A 22,516-nucleotide genomic window follows, 5' to 3' on the forward strand; every position below is an offset into this window, starting at 1 on the left:
GGTATTCATCACTCGGAGAAGAATAAGCCCTAAACGCCTTCATGGCATAGGGCACCTGCCGGCGGCCTTCCATTTCAGCCCGAGTAAGATCTTCCACATAGTTTAAAAACCGTTTCTTATCCACACCGGAGCAGGAAATGTTTTAGGATAATTATAAATTTTTTGTCACGAATTGTAATGTAGTTCGGAAATGATCTGCATTGAAATTATGGCCTGGAGTGTTGCATCGCAATGAAAAATATAGGATAAAGATACCCATCGTATGCCCGAGGCCGGGATTGACAATCAAATGGGTCTATATAAGGGGAGTTTTTTAGCAAAATGGATGACAAACCCAGCTATGAGAAATTGGAGCGAAGAATAGAGTCGCTGGAAAAAGAGAATAACCTACTTCAAAAACAATGTAGACGCGTTATAAAAGTGTCTATCGATGGTCCACAAAAAAACTCTGAAAATAAACAATTAAATCTGGATCAAGACCGGTTTTTGTTTGAATCGATTCTTTCTAATCTTCAATGCATCACTTATCGGTGCGTCATGGACAAAGACTGGACCATGATGTACATGAGCTCCCATGTGGACACCTTGACAGGGTATCCGCCGAAAGACTTTCTCCATAATGCGGTTCGAACGTTTGAAAGTATCATCCACCCAGATGATACCCGGTATGTTACCCGGGCCATCCGTGACGCGGTAAAATTGAGAGAACCCTGGAAAATTGAGTACCGGATCTGCCATAAAGACGGGAAAATCCGATGGTTTTATGAAAAAGGCAAAGGGACGATTGATTCAGAGGGCCAGGTCAAATACCTGGACGGCTTTATCATCAATATCACCACACGCAAACTGGCGGAAATAAACTTGAAGGAAAGTGAGGAAAAGCACCGGATCCTTCTTGAAGAACTCAGGTACCGTAGCATCATAGCCACGGCCATCGCAAAAGCCTCCAGTTTTTTTATTTCCCTGGATAAAGTGGATTACCAAGCCATACTCAGAACAATGGGAGAGAGTATTTCCGCCAACAGGATTTACATTTTTGAGATAACAGGCGATGGCCGTAACCTTTCCAATACCTATGAATGGTGTGCCAAAGGAACAGCGCCCCAGATAGAAAAACTCAAGAAACTCGATGCCCAGGACTTTTCATGGTGGACCGACCAATTGCAAGGTGGAAAGAACATTGTCATAGAAGATGTGGCCGGTCTTTCCAGCCAGGCGGCCGCTGAAAAACAGACCCTCCAGAGTCAACAGATCCAGAGCCTTGTCTGTGTTCCGATCTGGGCAAAAGGGAAAAAACTATGGGGATTCATGGGGCTTGATGATACACAAAAAACCCGCAAGTGGACGAAAACAGAGATCAAGGCCCTACAAATTTTAGGAGAGATGATCTCCGGTGACCTGGAGCGCAAAGCATCTGAAAACAGGCTGGAGTTTGAAAGAAAGCAATTGCTGTCGATATTTGACAGCCTGGACGGAAATATTTACGTATCCGATCCCCATACATATGAAATACTCTATGCTAACAAGGCCTTGAGAAATTATTTTGACAGCGAGTTGACCGGCAAATTGTGCTACAGGGAATTTCAGGGCTTTGATTCACCCTGTTCTTTCTGCAGCAATAAACAGATCCTGGAGGAAAAACCAAAAGTTTACCGATGGGAATTTTACAATCCCATGATGGACAAAACATTTTCCATCATGGACCGGATCATTACCTGGCCGGACGGGCGTGATGTCAAATTTGAACTGGCCATTGACATAACAGAAAAAAAACAGATTGAATCCCATCTCAGGCAGGCCCAGAAAATGGAGGCAATCGGCACTCTGGCAGGGGGCATTGCCCATGATTTTAATAATATCCTTTCCGGCATTTTTGGATATCTTCAGCTGGCCAAATCTCATATCCTGGAGCCGAAATTGGCTGAAAAATACATCGAAAGGGTTTCAGAAGGGGCCAAACGTGCCACCCTGCTGATCAAGCAGATTCTGACCTTCAGCCGGCAAACAGGATATGACCGTCAGCCCTTGATCGTATTTGCCCTGGTCCAGGAAACCTTAAAACTGCTCCGGTCCGTGATTCCCTCCAACATTGAAATCAAAAACAATATTTTTTCAAAAGCCATGATCCTTGCAGATTCAACCCAAATCCATCAGCTGGCACTGAACCTGTGTACCAACGCTTATCAGGCAATGGGCAACCGGGGCGGGGTATTGACCATCGGTCTGGATGAGGTTGACCTTGGAAAGGGCCAATTGGACCAGGAAAAAAATATGTTGCCTGGAAAATATTTAAAATTTGAAGTCTCGGATACCGGACCCGGCATCGAAAAAGCCATTCAAAATAAAATATTTGACCCCTATTTTACAACAAAAAAAACGGGCAAAGGAACGGGGTTGGGGCTCGCCATGGTCGCAGGAATTGTCAAAAAGCATAATGGATTCATAACAGTGTCCAGTCAACCCGGAGAGGGTGCTAGTTTCAAGGTTTTTCTACCGGTTATTGAATACAAATTGTCTGTAGAAAAACCAACAGAGGAAAATGTCACCTCTCACAGCGGAACGGAAACCGTCATGCTCGTGGATGATGAAATAGATATTCTTGTTTCATTGGAAAAAATCCTGACCGATCAGGGATATACGGTGTCAAGCTTTGAGGACGGACAATCTGCTTTGCAGGCGTTTTTAAAACATCCAGATAAGTTTGATCTGATTATCACCGATATGACCATGCCCCGGATGTCAGGAGGCAAATTGTCCAAGGAAATTTTAAAAATAAAACCAGATATCCCGATCATCCTGTGCACTGGATTCCATGAAACCTTTACCAGGGAAGTCGCTCTGGGAGCCGGAATACGTGAATATGTCCCAAAGCCCATACAAGGCGGTGAGCTGTCCAAACTGGTCCGGGATCTGCTCGATGCATTAAAATAAATTGGCCTTCAAAGGACTAGGCTCAAACGGTTTTTACGGCCAGCATGAGAGGTGGAACGCTGACCCGTGAGTCTGCCTTAGATAACCGAAAGAGTAATCGAAAAAGGGGAGGGATATCATACCATGACCTATTATTGGAAAATTCGTCGTTTAACAACAAAACACCGCAAACATTTAGCCCAACGCCTACTCTCTCTCCGCGCTGGGCTTCGCAAGCAGGTAACGGAAAAGAGAGATGTTGGTGAACTGAAGATCGCTACCTGGAACCTCAAGCATTTCGGCGGTGCTGGCGGTTACAAGCGGAGCACAGAGTCTCTCCTTTACATTGCTGAGATTATCGACCATTTCGATTTGGTTGCTATCCAGGAGGTTAAACGCGATCTTACGCAACTCAAGTCTTTACTGTGGGATTACCTCGGCAGCGAATGGGATTATGTTGTCTCAGACATCACCGAGGGGAGTGCTGGAAACGACGAGCGTATGGCTGTCCTCTATCGAAAGGAACGAGTTACATTCAGCCGGGAAGCAGGTGAATTCGTTCTGCCACCAATTAAAAGTGAAACCGGTTCCGTCGCTCCTCGTCAACTCGCGCGCTCACCTTTTTATATTGGTTTTCAGGCTGGTTGGTTTAAATTCAAGCTCTGCTCGGTACACATTCACTACGGCGCCAAATCAGGAGTGGATAGAAATCTCCGAACCGAGGAAATAAAAGACCTGGCACAGCAGCTCAGGACGCGAAGCGATAATGAACGCAGACGTGAAATAAAGTATGCCAAAAAGAAACAATACGACATTACCCCGAGCGCTGCGAACTACATACTGCTTGGTGATTTCAACATTCATGAAGGGAGTCCATCTAAAGCTGCGTTAACCGACAACGGATTCGATGTGCCGGACGATATTGAAAAAGTCTACACGAATACCGGTGCAACGAGAGAGCCCTTTGACCAGATTGCAGTACGAATCAAGGACAAGCGTTTCAAGCAGGGTTCCGGCGGCGTCCTGGATTATCGCGAATTTATCTACCGGGACGGCCCAAGCGAACCCGGCTCAACCAAGGACAGCGATTTTTACAGGACGCTGAGCCTATCTCATGTTGAGAAGATCAAGGAAAAGGAGCAGATTTTGAAGGATCAACCTAAGATCAAACTGGAAAAAGCTGCGAAGAAGAGAGCGAAAGCCAAGACAGAGTCGGCTACAAAACAGAAGAAACTGAATGAACAGGCTGCAAAACTGGAGAAAGATGCCGGGGAATTGAAGGAGAAGTTTAAGGATAAGGTATTCCTTGAAAAATACATCAGCGATGGGGTTCATGACTACTTCAAGGGGTATTACCGGAAGAATCAAATATCGGATCACTTACTCCTCTGGACTTCGTTCAAGATCGACTACGCCGACAACTATCTCGAAGGGTTTACCACGTCCGACTTCTAAAAATCAGGAGTTGCCAAAAACGGGAAATACACGGGGTCACATCTTGAATTATGAATTAGGGTTCTGGAAATGAGATATATATCAACAATCAAAATCCACCGGGCGAGTTTGTTATTTGTGGTGTTCGGTGTCAACTACCATACACCAGGAGGAGAATATGCCCCTTGTTAAAATAGAAACGAGAAATCCTGGAGTGCATCTCAGAAGAAGGAAATAATGGAAGCCATCCATTCGGCTATCCAGCAACGAAACCGAAGTTGAAAACAACGAGTCGGGGGAGGAGGTTGTTGATGTTGCAGAATATTTTGGTGACAGCTCAATCAGGCTCGCGACTAAAATTTCATACCATCAACTATCTAAACGATTATTTAAAACAGATGAGAAGGGTATAAAACCAGAGGGTTCATTGCTTTATCTCTGAATAGGAGTTGTATAAATGTTTGTTACCAAGTCCAAGGGAAAGATAAAATTACCACAGCCGCGTCCCATCGCCAATAAGCATTCACGGCTGATTGGGTTAAAATTTGACAAATCGACCGGAGAAACCATAGAGCATGACGAAGAGGTGGTTCTTGTGATTTGGCGTCATAAGAACCTTATGACGCCGGGGCATGCCGCCATGAAGTTAAAGAGAATAGATGAAGACGATGAGAAGGTTAAGCGCTTCGACTATATCAGCTGGTGGCCTAGCGGAGGTGCGGCGGATGCCGAGAAAGCAACAAGGGTTGAGAATAAGGGAGGGGTGAAATCGGCAGTCCTGCCAAATTTTCAGGCAAGGCACGGTGCAAAACATGACAATTACTGGATAGATCAGCACGCTGAGATGTCCGAGGAAACAAAAGTTGCAATTTACGCGTCCTATTTTTACAGAGCGTTCTGCACAAATGATCCCGGCCATGCCAAATTCGGGTTGAAAAAAATTTGGAAAAATGCAGAATCTTTTCATCCAACCTTTAAAGAAATGGGGTTTACCGAGTATTTCGCAAATATGGATACCATGGTAAAGAACAGTAAAATAGGACTTCGCAGTAACCATAAAGTTAAAAAGGGATCGGCCTATGCTAAGGGACGTGAATTTGATCTTGATAAGGTCAAAAGTAATATTAAAAGTTGGACAGAGGTCTTAAGTGTCGGTAAACTTCCCGACGTAAAAATTTACCTTCCCTGCGCTTACATCAGAAGGATAGAAACGGAGGATGAAACCAAATTTCTCCCTGTCTGGGGGCTCTCTCTGGATTCTATCCAATTTTCCTGGACACTTTTCCAGGGCAGACCCAATCAACACTGGCAGATGATAACCAACCAGATTAACTGTGCATCTGTGGTGTGGAACCGTCTGATGGATGGTTTTGCTGATGTTATCCTCAAAGGGAAAACCCAGTCACTTGCGACCAAAATACGTTCAAAATTATTTTTGCAGCCCAATGATATTACCACGTTGGGTGACAAACTCCACGATGCCTTCTCAAAGTTGAACAATATGCAGGGGTTTATAGAAAGAGAAGCGCTAAAACGATATGCTCAAATTAAGGTATTGGATGAAGCCAATAAAAAAAAGATGAAGTCACTGCCTGGGAGTGACAAAATCAAGAGGCAGGTCAAGTCACTGGCTGAGCCCCCAAAGTCACCGAGTATAACTGAGACGGGCGGCCTGGAGATGGTTTTTCTTGATACCGGGCATTGGCGTCTTATGCTGACTTATAATCACTGGCGAATGATAAGTAAAACTAAAAAACCCAGGTCCAGTCAGCTTCGTAGCATCGACAGCCTTGTTAGGCAATATGAGCGTGCGCGTGACGAGATCACTCCTGAAGAAGAGATACAGTTGATCAATTCCCTTTCTACCAGTAGAAAAATGATTGAGGGGCTCAAATCTCTATTGGAAAAGGTAAAAAATAAACAGCCCACGGCTTTCCGGGAAAAATCATTAACCGATAAAATGAATTTTGCCCGAAAGATGATGGAGATTAATTTTGAAACAGTAATCAAAGCCAAACAAGAAAGACTGAACGTATTGATAAAGCTGTTAGAGGCGATACATAAATATGTCAACAAGAGAAATCCCTTGGATGACCGTTTACCCTCTGTACTTTTTTTAGGTAAATGTGTTGGCTGGGGAGCATATGAAACCATCCGCTTTAAGCATGTTTTGCTCATAAGGCCGATCTCCCAAGATTTTTATGTTAATGATATGGACAAAAGTATTGATTTGGAAGATGATGATACCCCTGCGATCATCGTGCCGCCTTCCTGCACGGTAATATCCGCTTTATAGCCGCCTTGGAATCGATAGCAGATGTTGAAACTATAGGAACGTATATCACCAATGAACCCTGAACGGCGGAGATTTCCGCGTATTCAGTTAAATAAGGGCGAGTTACATTGTGCGGGAAGCAAATCACGAAAGAGTTGAAACCATCATTGGTATCCTTTATAACAGCATAAAAGTACTTTACTCTTCTTGCTGGGAAAATACCTCCTAATCAGGGAATGGCTCCAGCAAGTGTAAGGCACAGATGAAGGACGCCCCATAATTTTAATAAAATTACAGACAAGGAACGAACAGATGAAAATTGAAGAAACCCTGAAAAATATCGGAAAGGAAATGTGCCAGGAAGGACACCTGGTGGATGTGCGGATAGGTCTTGGTTATACCTGCGTTGAACTGCAGGACGGCGCTGCTGGCATCGCCTGGACACCGACACGGAGCGCGGGTTCTTCCTGCACTCACATGCCCAAAGCGGGCACCATGCAGAATTTCTCCGAACTGGAGTCAATTAATCTGCTCAGCAGCAACAGCCATCTTGAACGGGCCATAGGGCTGGCGACGTTTAACGCGGTAAACTCCAGACAAAAACGAGATTACAGCGACGCGGAAGCCATTTCCATGCTCAACATCCAACCTACCGACAGTGTGGTGATGGTCGGTCATTTCGCCCCCCTTCTCCCAAGGATAAAAAAAACCGGATGCACGTTTCACGTCATTGATCTTGATTCAGCAAAACCGGGTATCAACGACCTGAGTGAAGGTCCGGACCTCCTCGCCAAATGTGATGTCGCCATTCTGACTGCCACCAGTATCATCAATGGAACAATTGATGACCTGTTGAGCCAGTTGAAGAGGAATCGGGCTGCGGTTCTCCTCGGCCCGTCCACACCTGCCTGTCCCGAGGCCTTCCGTGATTCCAGAATCACCCAGCTCAGCGGATCAATGGTTACAGATCCGGAACCGCTCAAGAGAGTTATCTCTCAGGGCGGCGGCACGATGCTGCTGAAGAAGTATGTGAAGTTCGTGAATATGTCTGTGTAATTGAAGGGCGATGGGATTGTTGTCGGCACAGGGAAATCAGACTCCTGGTGCCGGCTTTTTTGATCTAAGCACAAGGCGGCCTTTCACGCCCAGAGAGAACCGATATTTTATCCCTGATCATGTCTGATATAGCACTCATTGATGTCACAAAAAAAGAAATCACTTGAAACGAAAAAGAAATGGAGATTTTTTTGTTATGAAACGGACAATCACAATTGGCTTGTCACTCCTGCTGTTCTCCTTGCTATGTGCCTGCAGCCAGCAAGCTAAAAAACAACAGAACCTCGGTTCATTATTACCGAAAAGTATCGGCGAATGGCAGCAGGTTCAGCTGGTCACCGGAACCGAAGCCCTGGAACAAATCAACAGCCTGCATGGCAAAGATATTATCGTAGAAGCCGGGGCCATCGGCACCTACCAGCTAACGGGAAAACGCCCCGCCATGATCTGGATATCACGCAGCAAAACCGCGGATCTGACCAGAGAGCAGGCTGAGGTCATGGCAGATAAAATGGTGAGCAATCCTCGTTCACCATTCCATGACCCAGAAACCTTTATCAGTAACAAAATCAAAGTGTATAAATTTCTTGGGATGGGACAAGTACACTATATTTTTTGCCAGGAACAATTGGGATATTGGATTTCAGCCCCACCAGAAGATGGAGAAAATCTGCTACTCTATTTCTTAAAAAATGGATGATTGACTCAATATGCAAAGAAAGGCCAGACAGATGATGGACAAAGAAATCCTTCTTTTAATGGGAGGATTTCATTTACTGGATGATAATCCTGCAGCGATACAACAAGTGATACAATCTCTACAAAATGCAGCAGTCAAGTATGTGTGTCCAACTCATTGCAGCGGTGACCTGGCCAAAGAAATGTTTAAGGAAAGTTTTAAGGAAAAATATATTGCGGGAGGAGTTGGGGAAAAAGTGAGCCTGCCAGATACCATTTTCAAGACATTCTGAAGGGGAAACTCCACCCCTCTATAGGTAAATGAACTTTACCCAATTCTAAAAGTAGTCGATGCCCTTGGAGTTTTTATAAAGCAGTCATCAAGTTGTATACTACCAAAAGTAATGAGAGGTGTTGAAAATTGTACTAAATCGCAGATAAATTTTGCAGAAGATACACTTGATTATGAATTTGATGAATTGTGTACAAAAATTATTATATTGAAAGATAAATATTCAAAATAAAAATTTATAAAAACTAACCAAAAATTAAACTTAATTTTTTTCGTTGCGCTCAAAAAACAAGTTAATAATTTGTTATGCTCCGGAGAAATTAAAAAAGGAATCCTCGTACCATGAAAAACATACCCAATTGTTTTTATCTTAAAAATATCATCCTGTTGTTGGTCATTCTCCAGGTTTTATCGGCTTGCTCACATATTTCACCACAACCGGTCATGCAGCAGGCCATGCTTGAACAGGCCTATTCAAATGCGATTGAAGATGCAAAAGTGGCACAGCAAAGTGAAATTTATAAAAATCTTGTGGCGATTGTGCAGTCAAATGACAATCTCAGGTGGGAAAAAAAGACAGGGGATGTTCTGGTCGTCACCTGGACCTCCTGGAACGGATATGATGATCATATCGGCAAACCTGTGGATTTATCCCGCCCGGTCTGGGTCACGGTTGCCCCTGAAATACAAATATTTTGCCGTAGACAGCCTATCCCGGCAGCTAATATTCCCCTGCGGCTTGAACAGCTTCTGGGCTTACCGCCGGGCAACGGAAAAACAAAGTTTGTGGAAATGTGGGTTTCCCCAAAGGATCTGTTCCGTCCATCCCCGGACCCTGAAATTAGCGACCATGAGGCTGAGCTCGATCTTCCTGAATCCCGAAGATATGTCACGGTCAGTCAGTCCCATCGGAAGTGGATAAACGACTTGATACAAACTTCATATGGCCCTGATGGATATCCATGGACAAGGCTGGGATATACATATGACTGGGGAAATCCGGACAATGAGATCGGCCTGAGTGAATTTGTAATTCGATCAGGGGCGACAGTTACGGTGAAGACAGTTACAGACACCCTGGGCTATTGTCAATAGTCTCTTCGGGGAGGAAAAAGTGTTGTGTTTAGACGGGGTCTGACCAAGATATGTAATTGATATTATGGATGTAATAATTATATTTGGGGTAAATTGTGGCCTTAAACGGCACTTTTTGATACTAAAAAGAGCAGTTTAAGAAAAGTAAGTCATAATGAATTCCGGAATATTCTACTTTTTTACAACCATAAAATGCACCGAGTAAACAGGTGCTTTTTATGTTATAGAAATAAACAATTTTGCAACAAACTGCAGGGACTGATTAAGTTAAAAAAAGGAGATAAAACTAAATGCCATGGATAAATAAAGAATTGTGTACGGGATGCCAAACATGCATCGATGAATGTTCTGTCGAGGCAATTTCGATGGAAGAAGACATTGCCTTTATAAATGAAGACGAATGTATACGATGTGGGGTTTGTCATGATGTATGCCCAGAAAATGCAGTTCGTCATGACGGAGAACGAATCCCTGAAGAAGTGCAATATAATTTAGCTTGGGCCAAAAAATTGCTGACGCATGAATATTATTCCAATGATAAGACGAAACAAAAACAGCTTATCGAACGTTTGCAACGTTTTTTTACTAAAAATAAAAAAGTGACCGAACAAACCATAGAGCAGCTTAAAATTCTGCAGAATACGGAATACGCAGACTAAACCAAAATGGGAAATATTTTTTATAACATAGCTATTGCAGGGGCCGCCGGAAAAGCCTGCCGTCCCTGAACGCTGCGTTATGAGCATAAAACATACATGATACGAAAATTCCAACAATCGGATATTGATCAGGTCATCAGTATTTGGCTTGAATATAAGATGGGGTTGGACCAAGCAAACAGACGTAACTCATTGTTAATATATTTAAAATAATCTCAAATAACTCCTTTATTAGTCAAAACCCATAGAAGATAAAGGTACTGGGTAATAATGATATTTGCCAAGGAATTTCAGACGTGGGGGCAACTTTGGCCCAAAATTTAAAATAAATTAAAAAAGGCTTGACAGGAGGTTTCAAAAAGCCTTTTTGGGACATAGTAATAATATTAATATTAGGAGATAAATAGCATGGATAGAGATACCATATTGGATTTGGAGGAAGCGCCTCTCCTGGATATCGTGGAAAAAAATTTTAATGTCAAACTTGGAGGGTTGAGGGATGAGGAATATCTCACCCAGGCCTGGGGTATCATGGAAATTCTGGTTGAAAAGGGGTGGAGTTTCGATATGAGGCTTGAACGAAATTTAAAAAGAGTAGACGGATACAAATTCGACAACGGCCCCGGGACCATTTTTGCACAGCACGACTTCCAGCCCTATTTTGACAGCATGTGTGAAGGTATCTGTAAAACCTGTCTGATCGCCCTTGCACTCACCGAAGGTGTCATATAGTTTTATTTGGAAAAGCACGAAAAACAACTCTTAGCGGGTCCATTTTGATGCCAAAATAGACCCGCTAAGAGGCATAAAACACATATGCCACGAAAATTAAGATTTGTAATCAAGGGGTTAAAGTTTTTGATTTGGTCCGACCCCAAATATTTGAGAGCGGATAAATCTTTAATTGAAGAGGGAAATAATGACTAAGCTAGACGTAATTGGTTTGGGAACCAATGCCATCGACCAGGTAATTCAACTCTACCGTCTACCGGATGCAAATGCTAAGGTAATCTAAAACTTGCAACAATTGATGAATTAGAAGAGATGATATCATTGTGTGACCTTTTTATACCCTGCATTGGAGGGGCAAAGGACCTGACTCACAAAAGTCATCCCCTGGACATGGCAGTGGCGCTTCTTGAAAAATACAAAATCTCTAATGTCGCCATATCCCATGGTGAGCAAGGATGCTTTGTTGCAACAAAGCAGGATGTTAATACTTTTATAACGCGCACTCCGATCAGACAGGTACAGAACTTACTCAATAACCGCCATAGAAAGAAGCTGGGCTATCTTTCTCCGAATGAGTGCCTCATCAAAAAATGATACAAAAATAACTGATGTTGCACTTATTACTTGAATTCAGGTCTTTAATAATTTAGACCTCTCAAATAGAATAAGTGAGTAAGTGAATATTTATAATCACTTACTTGAGAATTAGGAGATGTGACATGATTAGATTTTCTGCAGCTGTCGCAAGGGTATTATGAGACTATCGGAAAGAATGATTAAAGCGGGTTGGGTAGTTACCCGTGATAGAAACGGATCATTTACGGTTTATGGCTCCGGAATGCAGGAGTATCGTTACGATTCAAGAACGGAGAGCTGGTCTGAGGATCTGCATACAATAGAGCTTTTACTGGAACAAGATTTAGAGGTAAATGCCTCTGTTAAAAGCTATCCATGGAAATCTCCCTTTGTTATTTCCTCTCGGCTGACAGCCTTGAATCACACTAAACAGACCTCTCAGCCTGTCCGTTACCTTTGTCAGGAAGGACTGGTATCAGAGAAAACAGTTCTGCATCTGGGTACCGGAATGGATCGTTTTGCCGGGGACGCACTAATAAAGGCGGGATGCCGGAATGTGACAGACTATGATCCCAACTTTTGTCCTGATCCTTCCGTCCTAGACAGGCAGTATGATATTGTGATGGCCCATTATGTAGTAAACATACTGCCACCGGAGGACAGAAGGCAGGTATACCGTCTGATTGCAAAAACTCTCCGGGACGGGGGCAATTCTTATTTGACGGTTCAAGGGCTTTGGCCTGTAGAGCATAAGTATGAAATAATTCGTCGCATAGAGGATGGTTATTTGATCAGAACAGGTTATAATACGACATTCCGAAAGGGATACAGCTCAGAAGAACTGCTGAAAGAAATAAAATCAGAGCTGGGAGGGACAGCCCGGCTTATAACTACATTTTACAGTAACACTCTGGCATCCTGGACAAAATAAGGTGTTTGGTTTTCCAATAGACGTAGAAAAGAGATCTTAGCGGCTCCATTTTGATGCCCACACAGGGCTTGGCTATATTCCGGGCGTATCATTTTCTTGACAAAGAGGAAGGTTTAATCCTAAGAACCCGCCATGAAAATAATCATCGCTTTGAATTTGGAGAATCACCAGGTCAATAAGATTTGCACCCTTGGAATATTTCTCGTGTTGATACTTATATCCGGGGCATTTGCCCCCCAGTATGCTGCTTTTGCGCGAGATACCAGCCAGCCTGAACTCTTTACGGCCATATACAGAGGAGACCTTGCCCGGGCCCGGGCCGCCATCGAAAGCGGCAGCGACGTGAACGGCATATATGACAGGGATACCATGCTGTGTTGGGCCATGCGCAACGATAACCAGGAAATAACCAAACTGATCCTCGGGTCGCCCAGGTTGGAGGTGGACAAGCGGGGCGTTTGGTATGACAGTTTTGGTGAGTGGGAACGCACTCCGCTTATCCTTGCCGCGCATATGGGACAGGCCCAAACCGTGTCCACGCTTCTGCAACTGGATGCCCAGGTGAACGCGCGCGGGTCGAAAGGAAATACCGCATTAATTAAGGCGGCACAGCGGGATCACACGGAAACCATCCGGGTGCTTCTTGCCCAGGGGAAAGGCATCAAAGTCGATGCCCAGACCAGGGGGGGCCGGACGCCGCTCAGTTTCGTTGTGGAAGCGGAAGACCTATCGGCTGTGACACTCCTCCACAGCCATGGTGCAAAAATTAACCAGCCGGACGGCCAGGGCGACTCCATGCTGATCGGAACGTTTCTGCACAAAAAATACGAGGTCTTGGATTCTCTTGTTGCCAAGGGCGCCAATATCAACATGGTGAATAATGGCGGCGTGACAACGCTGATGACGGCCATCACCCTCCTAGGCGGCGATGATGCAAAAACAGTTTTAACCTTTCTTGAAAAGTTCATCACATTCAAGCCGAAACTGGACCTGCAACAGATCAAAGGGGGCAATGGCGGTTATGCCGCCCTGCACTTGGCCGCGCGTTTTGGATATGTGGAGGGTGGCAAACTGCTGCTGGACAATGGCGCCAGCATCGACCTTAAAAGCCTGGCCACGGGCGGCACGCCGCTGCATAATGCAGCTGGTGCGAACCAGATCGAGTTTGCTAAACTTTTGATCAAACGCAAGGCAAATCTTGAGATTTTCGACAAATCCGGCGCAACGCCGCTTATTATAGGCGTTTTTCATGGGGATGCGGACATGGTGGAGGTTCTGGTGGATGCAGGTGCCAAGATCAACGTCAAGTCGCCGGTGAACATACTTGTCACCCCGCTGGTGTATGCCGCCTCCAATCCCGACCCCTTCAAGCACAAGGATAACCTGGCCATCATCAAGTCGCTTGTGAAGCACAAGGGTGACATTAACTTTCCGTCGGAAAACGGAAGAACGGCGCTCATTGCTGCCGCCGGGTGCTCTGACCAGTCCAAATCTTACGAGAAAGGGGCCTTGCTGATTGATTCAGGGGCAAGTCTTGATCTTGTCAACGACAAGGGCGAAACTGCCCTGATGCTGGCGGCGGGTGCCGGCAATCAAAAGCTTGTGACGCTTTTGATCGACAAGGGCGCCAATGCTCAGCTGAAAAACGGCGCAGGCGAATCGGTCATGAGTTACGCCAACCGCTCCGGCAATAAGGGCAGCGTCAGGCTTCTTGAGTCCAAAGGCGTCAAGTCCGAGGTCCCCATTGTTCATAAAAGTGTCATTGTCCCTGCCCTGGTCGGGACCTGGAAAGGCTTTCAAGATGGAATGCCCCAGGCCTTGTACACAATCGTCCTTAACCAGAACGGCACCTTTGACTTTAACTCAAGGTTAACCCCGGAGTTCTTGAAGAATATCCCTAAAGGTTCCATGAATCCGGTCATTGCGGCCCAGAAGGGGAAGTACACATTCAACAACGAGTTGATGATCTGGAACCTTGTGGGTGCCCCTCCGACTTCCATGAAGTGGAAACTGGAAAATGGCATGTTGATACTCGACAATAAAATCAGGCTGAACAAGCGCAAGTAACCCATGATGCCGTTAGTTGAAATAATCCACATCTCGATTGGCCCGAAGAACAAACCGTTGGCACACATATCGATGTAAGTCATGTTACGGGCAACGCCGGCTGGGATGACTGTAACTGTAAGCGCAAAGTTCGTAAAGATTGATGGCAGGCGTTTATACCTTTGATGCGGGGTATGCGGCTCTGTTTATGAAAAAACGTGAATTGGCCGACAGCCTGAAAGCCAGAACAATGTTGAACGAAAAACTCGGATTCACCATGCCTCTGTCCAAGAAGCTCAAGCAGTTTATCGAAAATCCAGACCGGATTCAGAATTATGAGATTTGGTCCGATACCATGGCCGATGTTCTCCAAAAGCTGATTGACAGGGGACTGGATTCTGACCAACGTCTTTGCATTGTTATCAATTATTTTTACGGCAGCATCATTGAAGGGATGTATGTGGTCACAGAATCCATTGCCCAGTCCGGGTATACCCCAGAGATGCTTGCGCTGATGGACCACCAGGCGGTTCGGTTGTCCCTGTTCCTCAAGCTGTTAAATGTGTTCCGTGGGGATGCAACCTTTGAAAAAGCCGTGGGGTTTGATTTCCGTTTCAGGCTTTTGGGCCAGGTCCACAACCTCATGCTCGTCAATGGGTTCGCCCGGCGGGACATTGATGACATCCGCAGGTTGATTTTTCCGGAACGCCGGGCGATCCTGGCCATATGACACCGAAAGGATAGAAGATAGGTATGGGGATTTCAGAGCTGATTCTCAACGGGATTCTTCATCTGTTTGCACTTTTGGCCTCAATTTCGGGGCCATCTGGCCGGAACAAAGTCCGTGACATACTCTCCACCAATCTTTCAGGAAATTTATAAATATCTTAAAGAGCACGGTAATCTATTAAGAGCTAAACTTCCCTTTACGCTTTTTTAACAACAGAACATTTAAGGTACATGGCGCCGAAGCCTGAAATTTTACAAGAAATATCGTGGCCATTTACAGGGTCATCAAGGAGTTTGATGTTTTTGACCTTTGTACCCAATTTCATTGTGTCCTTCCCGGCCTTAAGATCTTTGATGGTGGTGACAGTATCTCCATCCTGTAAAGGATTGCCATTGGCATCAAGGAATCGTGGTGCATCTTCCGAGGGGGTATCAGAAGTCTGATCAGGTACCCACTCATGAGCACATTCAGGGCATATCCACAGGAGTCCATCGGGATAGGCATAGGGTGAATTACATTTGGGACACATATTTTCTTCAACTGACATAGCAAAATTCCTTGTTGATTGTATAAACTGGTTTAAAATATTTTTTTCATGCAGTGAAGCACTTATCACAGTGAAAGACAAATGAAAACTTCATCAGAAAAAAGGGACAGATTTATTTTTGAAATTTTTCAACAATCCAAATGAAGCTGGTGATATCGCTTATTAGGTGGTATTAGCCCCATAGTAATATTAATTTTTTAAACGGTGTTTAATTTGTGAAAAAGAAAAAGAATCTATTTCAGATGGATTTAATAAAAAATAAGTACCATATTTTTAATCCAGAAAATGCTAAGAAAAATGGATATTATCCAAGAGAATTATTACAAATGATTGAGGAGTTACCCAATTTTGAGAAGGCGTTTAATATAGAGGTCGGGGAAATATATACCGTCCGAGCATTTTTTGCTATCTCGAAGCCAATCAACAATGAAGTTGGGTATCAAAGCGGATTTTTAGATGTAAAATTAATTATGAATGAGAGTGAAAATTTTATTGGCGAGGTTATTACAGAACTTCCTCCAATGTTTGTACTAAAAAAAGGATCAAAAATTAAACTTAAAAAGAGAGACCTTTTATACAAACCGAATTATAAATAAACAAAGCTGGTCTAACGAATAAGGTTAGATTGTGTAAGCGGAGCGAGCCACAATCTGAACCGTTTGTTGGACAAGCCCGGTCACACCATATATAGAAAATAGCTTTTTGATCTTTTTCGAGGCAGGGTCGCCGGATCAGGCGGATGTGGGGCAGGACCGGTTCTTTTTTCGAAAAATTGATCTTTGAAATAGATTCATCAGATTATAGAGGCCGTTTGAAGCAAAAAAGGCTGTTTTTTGCGCGCAGGTATGCGTTGCCGGGAGAACCGGTTTTGTTTCACGCATAGTGATGTGCGGAGTTTGGATTAGTCAACACCTCCTTTCGGATCGTTCATGCCGGTCAGGCGAGCAGCGGCAGGATAATTTGTGTTTGGATGATTTCCATCTTTGCTCCACAAATGGGACAGGTGATTGCGGGGCGTTTTTTCTGTCTGCCAGCAAGCATGCGGAGCGGATTGAACCGCAGTACCACCTGGAGGAATTTAATGAGTTTCTTGCTGCAGGGATGAAGGAATCCATAACACCGGACTTTGTGAAAACCCTTGGGCAGGACATGGTACATGAGCAGATAAAGAAAATTTTCTCCGGTCACGGTCCGTGTTTTGTACTTTTTGGACTTTGCGGGCAGGTAGCGGAAGGTCACCATGCCGTCTTCGCATCGCAGGATGTCCTTTTCCTGAATGACTCCTCGGTAAAGATATCTTCCAAGGTAGATGATGGCCTTGTCGCCGTTGCCGACGCTTTTGCAATGAACAATCCACTTTTGGGGACAATCCCCGGGCAGTTTCAGGCCCTGATCGACCAGAGTTTCCAGCATCTTTGCCCGGAAGACCTTTGCCATGGCCCTTTCGTTGAAGAGGTATCCGGTCTTTTTTTTCCATAAACCGGTCAGAATGTTGATGCTTGCCGCGGGCATGACGACATGAATATGAGGATGATGATTGAGCTCTCGTGAATGCGTGTGGAGTATGGCGGTGAACCCGGCTGTTCCGCCAAGTTTTTTGTCGTTCCGGGTGAAGGTTTTTAAGGTTTCCTGAACACAATCAAACATCAAGGAATAGACGATTTTCTGGTGCCTCCATGCCAAGGCCCGAAGTTGCTTTGGGAGGGTGAAGGTGACCAGGTAGTATTCGGCCGGGAGTTGCTTGTCCAGTTGATTTTCGATCCACTGCTGGTTTTCATGGTTCTGGCAATGGGGGCAGTCTCTGTGACCACAGGAGTGGGGAATATATTTTCTTTCGCCGCAGTCATGATCGGTGCATTGTGCCAGCATGTGCGGGCCATGCGTCTGCCTGCACTGCTCCATAGCCCAAAGGGCCTTTTGGTGACTGGGCAGGATTGAATCTTTGTATTGCTCCAGAAAGCCATGCTTGAAATTGTTGATTATTGTGGAAATCAGAATCATTTGACACCTCCCCAGGTAATATCGAAGGTGTCGGTCAAGGAGTTGACGGCCCGAAGGGCGTTGTTCCTGGTGACGGTCGTCAGGTGGGTATACCTGGAGGTGGTCAGGATGCTGACATGTCCCAGAATCTGCTGGAGTTCGACCAGATCTACGCCGGATTCCAGCATATGGGTGGCATAACTGTGGCGCAGGGAGTGGCATGAAATTTTTTTTTGATGCCGAGTTGCCTGACCACAGCCTTCATGGCGCTCTGAATGCCGCCTCTGTCCAAGGGTGTATTAACCAGATGTGCATTTTTCAGACCCCGTTTCCGGTTCGGAAAAAGGAACTCTGGGTGCCGATGGACAGACCAGAAATCCTTCAAAATCCGTAAAGTTTTCTCCGGCAGGGGGACCAACCTGTCCTTGTTCCCCTTGGCGTCACGGATGTGGACTCGCATATTGGTAGAATCGATATCGCCGGCCTTCAACCGGATCCCTTCTCCAAGACGCAAGCCTAAGGAATAGGAGGTAAAAAAGAAAACCCTATAACTCAATTGGCGCGTGGCATAGACCAGTTGTTGGAGTTGTGCAACAGAAAGAATATCCGGAATCCTGGTGGCCTTTGGCGGTTTAATTAGGGGGATGTCTTCCCAGGTCTTGCTCAGCACTCTGGTGTAAAAGAACTTCAGACCATAAAGGTCGAGCTTGACAGCACTCCAGGAACGACATGCGAGCAGGTCGGTGAAATAATCAAGGAGTTGGTCTGTGGTCAGGTTCTCGACCCGGCAGTCGAAATAGTTGCCGATCCGCCTGATCGCCCGTGAGTAGGCCTCGATGGTCTTGGGTTGCAGGCCTGCCAGTTTTAAGTACTGGAGATGCTTGCGGTAATACTCTTTGAATTGTGGATCATTGGGCATGCTGATGTTCATTGTAAACCTCCTTTTTTGAAGTAACTGGTCAATGGCGGATGCGTTGGCATCGCCTTTCCCGGTATATTACTATAAGAAGGTAAAGTTACAATATGTTGATTTTTAAAAGAGGTGGGGCTTGCTGTCTCCGCGTAGCGGCTTCGTCCAACCAAGCCACCCAGGTGACAGGTGATCCTCCCCCACAAAACTGGAGACAAGGTTAAGCTGTTTTTTTTAAGGTCTTAAAACAAAAAAAATGATACGGACTCCGCCGCAGATTTTTCAAAGAAATCGTCCACAATTATAAGGGTATATTATGAAACAGCTCTTAATCGCCGGAAGTATTTATAATCTTTTGTTTTTTAATGTTTTCCTATATTTCATTTTTTCATTCGTCTGAATTATTGACCACACGATTGGGAAATACAATCTTGGCCGGAATAGCGATTTTTTGGGTATTGAGAGCACTTGAACAAATTATATTTTTCAAACTCAATCATTGGCATTCAATTGTTTTTTTACTATTTTTTATTGGTGGTGCCATCATTTACGCAATTCCAGTTGTCAAACTTCTTTAATTTTTAACCCCTATCAGCGTCCAATATTGACTCCCTTATACAAAAAACACCCGATACATTATCTTTATGCTCCTTATTAAAAATTTCATCAGCCAGAAACCCAACTGAATATCAGGTTCATTTGGCATTGACAATCGTCCCAATTTTGGTACACATTTGCATGTGGATTATGATGACATTAAATTAAAAGCTCATTTTTATAAAGCAAATTCAGGGGCGGAACCTGTAAAAAAAATGGCTTAAATTATTACCCCAGGGGCACAAGAAAGTGATTGGAGAAGATATTAAAACAGCTCTTTCAAGGTTGAAACAATATCAGGAGGATTAAGGATGAAAGATAAACATATTGGAAGTAGTTTTGATGATTTCCTTCAAGAGGAAGATTTGATGGCAGTGGCTGAGGCAACTGCTCTCAAACGCATACTCGCTTATCAGATCAAGCAGGAAATGGAATTACGCAATATTTCAAAAACAGCTTTGGCAAAAAAAATGAAAACAAGCCGCTCTTCAGTAGATAGATTGCTGGACCCTAAAAATTCATCAATAACACTTCTAACTCTGGAAAGAGTTGCCGTGGCCCTTGGTAAAAAGCTCAAACTTGAATTTGCATAGTCCATGAATTATAATGCTCAGTATTTTCTTAATCTTTAATAGAATTAGAGTATACATAATATATCTGCAACATCTGAAAATTTTACAATCTCAACTTAAAAATACACCGGACGAGCCAGTGATTTTCGTTATAGAGCTGTTTTTTTTACATAAATTTTTTTATATAGTAAGTAATAACATAATAGTCTTGAATTTATTTGTGAACTCATTAGAAGGTATTTACAAAATAAAAGGGATAGTATGAAAAAAGAAAATACAACAACGTCTGTAAAGGATCGCTTTGATACCAAAGATTGCATAACGACCATGAAAGCAGTTGTCACAACTGGAAACGGCGGTTATGAGAAACTTGATTACAGGTATGTTCCGATTCCGGAACTTGCCTCAAATGAAGTCCTTTTACAGGTACTTGCCGCTGGCGTAAATAATACTGAAATCAATACCCGCCTTGGCTGGTACTCTTCCAAGGTAACAACTAGCACGGAATCCCTTACAACTGGTGAAAAAGAAAAACAAGACGCACAAAAACAGGGTGATGGCGGTTGGAATGAGGTGACACCATTTCCGTTCATTCAGGGTACAGATTGTTGCGGTCGGGTGGTTGCTGTTGCAGCGGGGGGTGATAAAAGACTTGTGGGCTTGCGCGTATTGGTTCGGTCCTGTATGCGCAGTAAAGGCTGGGATTCATTGGAAAATATTTGGATGGCTTCTGATTTTGACGGCGCGTTTGCACAATTTGTAAAAGTACCTGCAACCGAAGTTTTTCCTGTGGACTGTGAGTGGAGCGATGCCGAGCTTGGCACCATCCCATGCGCTTATGGTACGGCTGAAAATATGGTTCACCGGGCAAAGGTGGCTAAGGGTGAACATGTATTGATAGCGGGCGCTTCGGGCGGTGTCGGATCCGCAGCCGTGCAACTGGCAAAGCGGCGGGGAGCGGTTGTAACAGCTATCGCAGGGAAAGCAAAACTTGAAAAAGTACAAGCAATAGGTGCAGATCAGGTCATTGCCCGTGACGAGGATATTGTGGAATTTTTGGGTGAAAACTCCGTAGATGTTGTCGTTGACAATGTTGCAGGACATTGTTTTGGGGAGATGCTCAAAGTATTGAAAAGAGGCGGTCGGTTTGTATCCTCGGGCGCCATTGCCGGTCCGATAGTGGAACTTGATATGCGCGACTTTTATCTAAAGGATTTGACGCTGATAGGATGTACTGCGTGGGATGAGCCTATTTTCCAAAACCTTATTTCCTATATCGAAAAAGGTGAGATCAAACCCCTTCTGGCAAAAACGTTTCCACTCAAAAAAATTGTTGAGGCACAACGTGAATTCACAAATAAAAAACATGTTGGTAAATTCGTTTTGATTCCACCGCCAATCGATGATTTAAATCAATATTTACCCTAACTGAATCAACGATGTCTTTGCTCATCACTAAAATTTCGAAAGTATTGTTGTCCGTTTTCAAACGTTTGAAATCGATTCCACATGATGATCCTGACCTAACGCCAGAAAACTGGTGTATGAAACAACCCTGCTCAAAGATTCGGATCGCCTCCAAAGAGGTGATCATAAGTCAACCCCTCTCAACCTTTTGGGTTTATCTTTTGGGCTTTTTGACCGTTGGCGTTGGCCTATATTTTTTCCAAATTCAAAATGGCGAGAATTCCCGACTGTGGTGGGGTATTTCACTTTTACTGTGGGGAATCGGCGCGCTTCTTGCCGGAACAAGTTACCAGGCATTTGCCTACGAGATCAAATGTGCAGGGAGGCAGTTCTGCTCTTGGACCAGTTGGTGGGAGGTCGTTTATCTCATTTTTCAGCAGGTTAGCATGAATGCGATGCTGGTCGCTTTAGCATATTCCTGTACAACAGGAACATTTCAAACGGTGCTGCTTGGATATGCAGTAATGAGTTCCGTGGTATATGTTATCCTTGTTTTTATCGGGGGAATAGTGCCAATAAAATCCCTGATAACTTTTGGATTCATGGTTTGGGTCTCGACACCGGTTTTCTTGTTTTTTTGTCTCTTGAATGCATGGCGGTACTATATGTTCAGTTACGACATGGATCTTGTTCTTTTGGGTTCCTGGATTTTACTGTTTTGCACTATGATGGCTTATTGGATTTACAACAAATTAGGTATCACAAAAAAATTATGGGCAAAGGGTATCTGGTTCTCTGAAAATGACGTCCTGCATGTTTTCCTGATCTTCTGGATAATCTATATCGCAACATTTGTGGCTGAGCACATCAAGGATTATACTATACCGTAATTCTGGGCATAATTATGGGGACAGCTTACTTAATTCAAACAAAAAATATGCTCGCGCCGAGCTAAATCCAGATCAATGGGATAAGGCATAGGGCCTTAAAAATTCGTTATTGTTACCCAGTGGGTGAGTAGGTGAAGAAAGTCCCACCTGATCAATGCTTTAGCCAGCAGATCTGTAGTGAAATCCACAGGCAAACCCG

The 22,516-nt window shown here is 44.2% G+C and carries 19 protein-coding genes and 1 pseudogene; 17 read left to right on the plus strand and 3 right to left on the minus strand.

Annotated elements, in window-relative coordinates:
* Nucleotides 1–321: 321 nt before the first annotated feature.
* The 13 genes from ACZ45G_RS06920 to ACZ45G_RS06980 all read left to right on the plus strand — a co-directional run bounded on the left by ACZ45G_RS06920 (nt 322) and on the right by ACZ45G_RS06980 (nt 15,414).
* Nucleotides 322–2,931: a response regulator gene (locus ACZ45G_RS06920; protein WP_464176370.1), complete on the plus strand. Its 2,610-nt coding sequence runs from the start codon at nt 322–324 to the stop codon at nt 2,929–2,931.
* Between the two features lie 123 nt (nt 2,932–3,054).
* Nucleotides 3,055–4,365 carry an endonuclease/exonuclease/phosphatase family protein gene (locus ACZ45G_RS06925; protein ID WP_464176372.1) on the plus strand — a complete coding sequence of 437 codons (1,311 nt, stop codon included), beginning with the start codon at nt 3,055–3,057 and terminating at the stop codon, nt 4,363–4,365.
* 436 nt (nt 4,366–4,801) lie between these two features.
* Complete coding sequence (locus ACZ45G_RS06930) at nt 4,802–6,640, plus strand: hypothetical protein (RefSeq protein ID WP_464176374.1); 1,839 nt, start codon at nt 4,802–4,804, stop codon at nt 6,638–6,640.
* A gap of 291 nt (nt 6,641–6,931) precedes the next feature.
* On the plus strand, nt 6,932–7,675 hold the full coding sequence (locus ACZ45G_RS06935) for a Rossmann-like domain-containing protein (protein ID WP_464176377.1): 744 nt from the start codon (nt 6,932–6,934) through the stop codon (nt 7,673–7,675).
* Nucleotides 7,676–7,871: 196 nt separating this feature from the next.
* Nucleotides 7,872–8,375, plus strand: coding sequence for a hypothetical protein (locus tag ACZ45G_RS06940; protein ID WP_464176380.1), 504 nt, complete (start codon nt 7,872–7,874; stop codon nt 8,373–8,375).
* A 31-nt stretch (nt 8,376–8,406) separates the two neighbouring features.
* On the plus strand, nt 8,407–8,646 hold the full coding sequence (locus ACZ45G_RS06945) for a hypothetical protein (protein WP_464176382.1): 240 nt from the start codon (nt 8,407–8,409) through the stop codon (nt 8,644–8,646).
* 341 nt (nt 8,647–8,987) lie between these two features.
* Nucleotides 8,988–9,740, plus strand: a complete 753-nt coding sequence (locus ACZ45G_RS06950) for a hypothetical protein (protein WP_464176384.1) — start codon at nt 8,988–8,990, stop codon at nt 9,738–9,740.
* Between the two features lie 290 nt (nt 9,741–10,030).
* Entirely contained in the window at nt 10,031–10,399 is a 369-nt protein-coding gene (locus ACZ45G_RS06955) for an indolepyruvate ferredoxin oxidoreductase subunit alpha (RefSeq protein WP_464176386.1), read from the plus strand.
* Nucleotides 10,400–10,807: 408 nt separating this feature from the next.
* The gene (locus ACZ45G_RS06960) at nt 10,808–11,131 is read left to right on the plus strand and encodes a hypothetical protein (RefSeq protein WP_464176388.1); all 324 of its coding nucleotides are present in this window, start codon (nt 10,808–10,810) and stop codon (nt 11,129–11,131) included.
* Nucleotides 11,132–11,425: 294 nt separating this feature from the next.
* The gene (locus tag ACZ45G_RS06965) at nt 11,426–11,725 is read left to right on the plus strand and encodes a PfkB family carbohydrate kinase (protein WP_464179889.1); all 300 of its coding nucleotides are present in this window, start codon (nt 11,426–11,428) and stop codon (nt 11,723–11,725) included.
* 178 nt (nt 11,726–11,903) lie between these two features.
* Complete coding sequence (locus ACZ45G_RS06970; protein ID WP_464176390.1) at nt 11,904–12,638, plus strand: class I SAM-dependent methyltransferase; 735 nt, start codon at nt 11,904–11,906, stop codon at nt 12,636–12,638.
* Between the two features lie 132 nt (nt 12,639–12,770).
* Entirely contained in the window at nt 12,771–14,705 is a 1,935-nt protein-coding gene (locus ACZ45G_RS06975) for an ankyrin repeat domain-containing protein (protein ID WP_464176392.1), read from the plus strand.
* Nucleotides 14,706–14,847: 142 nt separating this feature from the next.
* On the plus strand, nt 14,848–15,414 hold the full coding sequence (locus ACZ45G_RS06980) for a hypothetical protein (RefSeq protein ID WP_464176394.1): 567 nt from the start codon (nt 14,848–14,850) through the stop codon (nt 15,412–15,414).
* Between the two features lie 196 nt (nt 15,415–15,610).
* Here ACZ45G_RS06980 and ACZ45G_RS06985 read toward each other — a convergent pair whose 3' ends face one another.
* Nucleotides 15,611–15,961 carry a zinc ribbon domain-containing protein YjdM gene (locus ACZ45G_RS06985; protein ID WP_464176396.1) on the minus strand — a complete coding sequence of 117 codons (351 nt, stop codon included), beginning with the start codon at nt 15,959–15,961 and terminating at the stop codon, nt 15,611–15,613.
* Between the two features lie 215 nt (nt 15,962–16,176).
* On the opposite strand from ACZ45G_RS06985, the gene ACZ45G_RS06990 reads away from it, so the two are divergent.
* Nucleotides 16,177–16,557: a hypothetical protein gene (locus ACZ45G_RS06990; protein WP_464176399.1), complete on the plus strand. Its 381-nt coding sequence runs from the start codon at nt 16,177–16,179 to the stop codon at nt 16,555–16,557.
* A 340-nt stretch (nt 16,558–16,897) separates the two neighbouring features.
* On the opposite strand, the gene ACZ45G_RS06995 is transcribed toward ACZ45G_RS06990, so the two are convergent.
* Together ACZ45G_RS06995 and ACZ45G_RS07000 are read right to left on the minus strand one after the other, a co-directional pair.
* A complete protein-coding gene (locus ACZ45G_RS06995; protein WP_464176401.1) occupies nt 16,898–17,962 on the minus strand; it encodes an IS91 family transposase in 1,065 nt (354 codons plus the stop codon).
* Nucleotides 17,959–18,872 (minus strand): annotated as a pseudogene (locus ACZ45G_RS07000) (tyrosine-type recombinase/integrase). The gene ACZ45G_RS06995 and the pseudogene ACZ45G_RS07000 overlap by 4 nt, the downstream one beginning before the upstream one ends.
* 887 nt (nt 18,873–19,759) lie before the next feature.
* Here ACZ45G_RS07000 and ACZ45G_RS07005 point away from each other — a divergent pair.
* From ACZ45G_RS07005 to ACZ45G_RS07015, 3 genes are all read left to right on the plus strand, one after another.
* The gene (locus ACZ45G_RS07005; RefSeq protein WP_464176403.1) at nt 19,760–20,041 is read left to right on the plus strand and encodes a helix-turn-helix domain-containing protein; all 282 of its coding nucleotides are present in this window, start codon (nt 19,760–19,762) and stop codon (nt 20,039–20,041) included.
* 240 nt (nt 20,042–20,281) lie between these two features.
* Nucleotides 20,282–21,448 (plus strand): alcohol dehydrogenase family protein, encoded by a 1,167-nt coding sequence (locus ACZ45G_RS07010; RefSeq protein ID WP_464176405.1) that lies wholly within the window; start codon nt 20,282–20,284, stop codon nt 21,446–21,448.
* Between the two features lie 116 nt (nt 21,449–21,564).
* The gene (locus ACZ45G_RS07015; protein WP_464176407.1) at nt 21,565–22,317 is read left to right on the plus strand and encodes a hypothetical protein; all 753 of its coding nucleotides are present in this window, start codon (nt 21,565–21,567) and stop codon (nt 22,315–22,317) included.
* Nucleotides 22,318–22,516 lie beyond the last annotated feature (199 nt).

The sequence above is a fragment of the Desulfoconvexum algidum genome (assembly GCF_055382125.1).

Coding starts and splice junctions, on each gene's coding strand:
- ACZ45G_RS06995 (WP_464176401.1), bottom strand. CDS start 17,962: ATGATTCTGATTTCCACAATAATCAACAATTTCAAGCATGGCTTTCTG.
- ACZ45G_RS06935 (WP_464176377.1), top strand. CDS start 6,932: ATGAAAATTGAAGAAACCCTGAAAAATATCGGAAAGGAAATGTGCCAG.
- ACZ45G_RS07010 (WP_464176405.1), top strand. CDS start 20,282: ATGAAAAAAGAAAATACAACAACGTCTGTAAAGGATCGCTTTGATACC.
- ACZ45G_RS07015 (WP_464176407.1), top strand. CDS start 21,565: ATGAAACAACCCTGCTCAAAGATTCGGATCGCCTCCAAAGAGGTGATC.
- ACZ45G_RS06960 (WP_464176388.1), top strand. CDS start 10,808: ATGGATAGAGATACCATATTGGATTTGGAGGAAGCGCCTCTCCTGGAT.
- ACZ45G_RS06925 (WP_464176372.1), top strand. CDS start 3,055: ATGACCTATTATTGGAAAATTCGTCGTTTAACAACAAAACACCGCAAA.
- ACZ45G_RS06945 (WP_464176382.1), top strand. CDS start 8,407: ATGATGGACAAAGAAATCCTTCTTTTAATGGGAGGATTTCATTTACTG.
- ACZ45G_RS07005 (WP_464176403.1), top strand. CDS start 19,760: ATGAAAGATAAACATATTGGAAGTAGTTTTGATGATTTCCTTCAAGAG.
- ACZ45G_RS06985 (WP_464176396.1), bottom strand. CDS start 15,961: ATGTCAGTTGAAGAAAATATGTGTCCCAAATGTAATTCACCCTATGCC.
- ACZ45G_RS06975 (WP_464176392.1), top strand. CDS start 12,771: ATGAAAATAATCATCGCTTTGAATTTGGAGAATCACCAGGTCAATAAG.
- ACZ45G_RS06980 (WP_464176394.1), top strand. CDS start 14,848: ATGGCAGGCGTTTATACCTTTGATGCGGGGTATGCGGCTCTGTTTATG.
- ACZ45G_RS06940 (WP_464176380.1), top strand. CDS start 7,872: ATGAAACGGACAATCACAATTGGCTTGTCACTCCTGCTGTTCTCCTTG.
- ACZ45G_RS06920 (WP_464176370.1), top strand. CDS start 322: ATGGATGACAAACCCAGCTATGAGAAATTGGAGCGAAGAATAGAGTCG.
- ACZ45G_RS06970 (WP_464176390.1), top strand. CDS start 11,904: ATGATTAAAGCGGGTTGGGTAGTTACCCGTGATAGAAACGGATCATTT.
- ACZ45G_RS06930 (WP_464176374.1), top strand. CDS start 4,802: ATGTTTGTTACCAAGTCCAAGGGAAAGATAAAATTACCACAGCCGCGT.
- ACZ45G_RS06950 (WP_464176384.1), top strand. CDS start 8,988: ATGAAAAACATACCCAATTGTTTTTATCTTAAAAATATCATCCTGTTG.
- ACZ45G_RS06955 (WP_464176386.1), top strand. CDS start 10,031: ATGCCATGGATAAATAAAGAATTGTGTACGGGATGCCAAACATGCATC.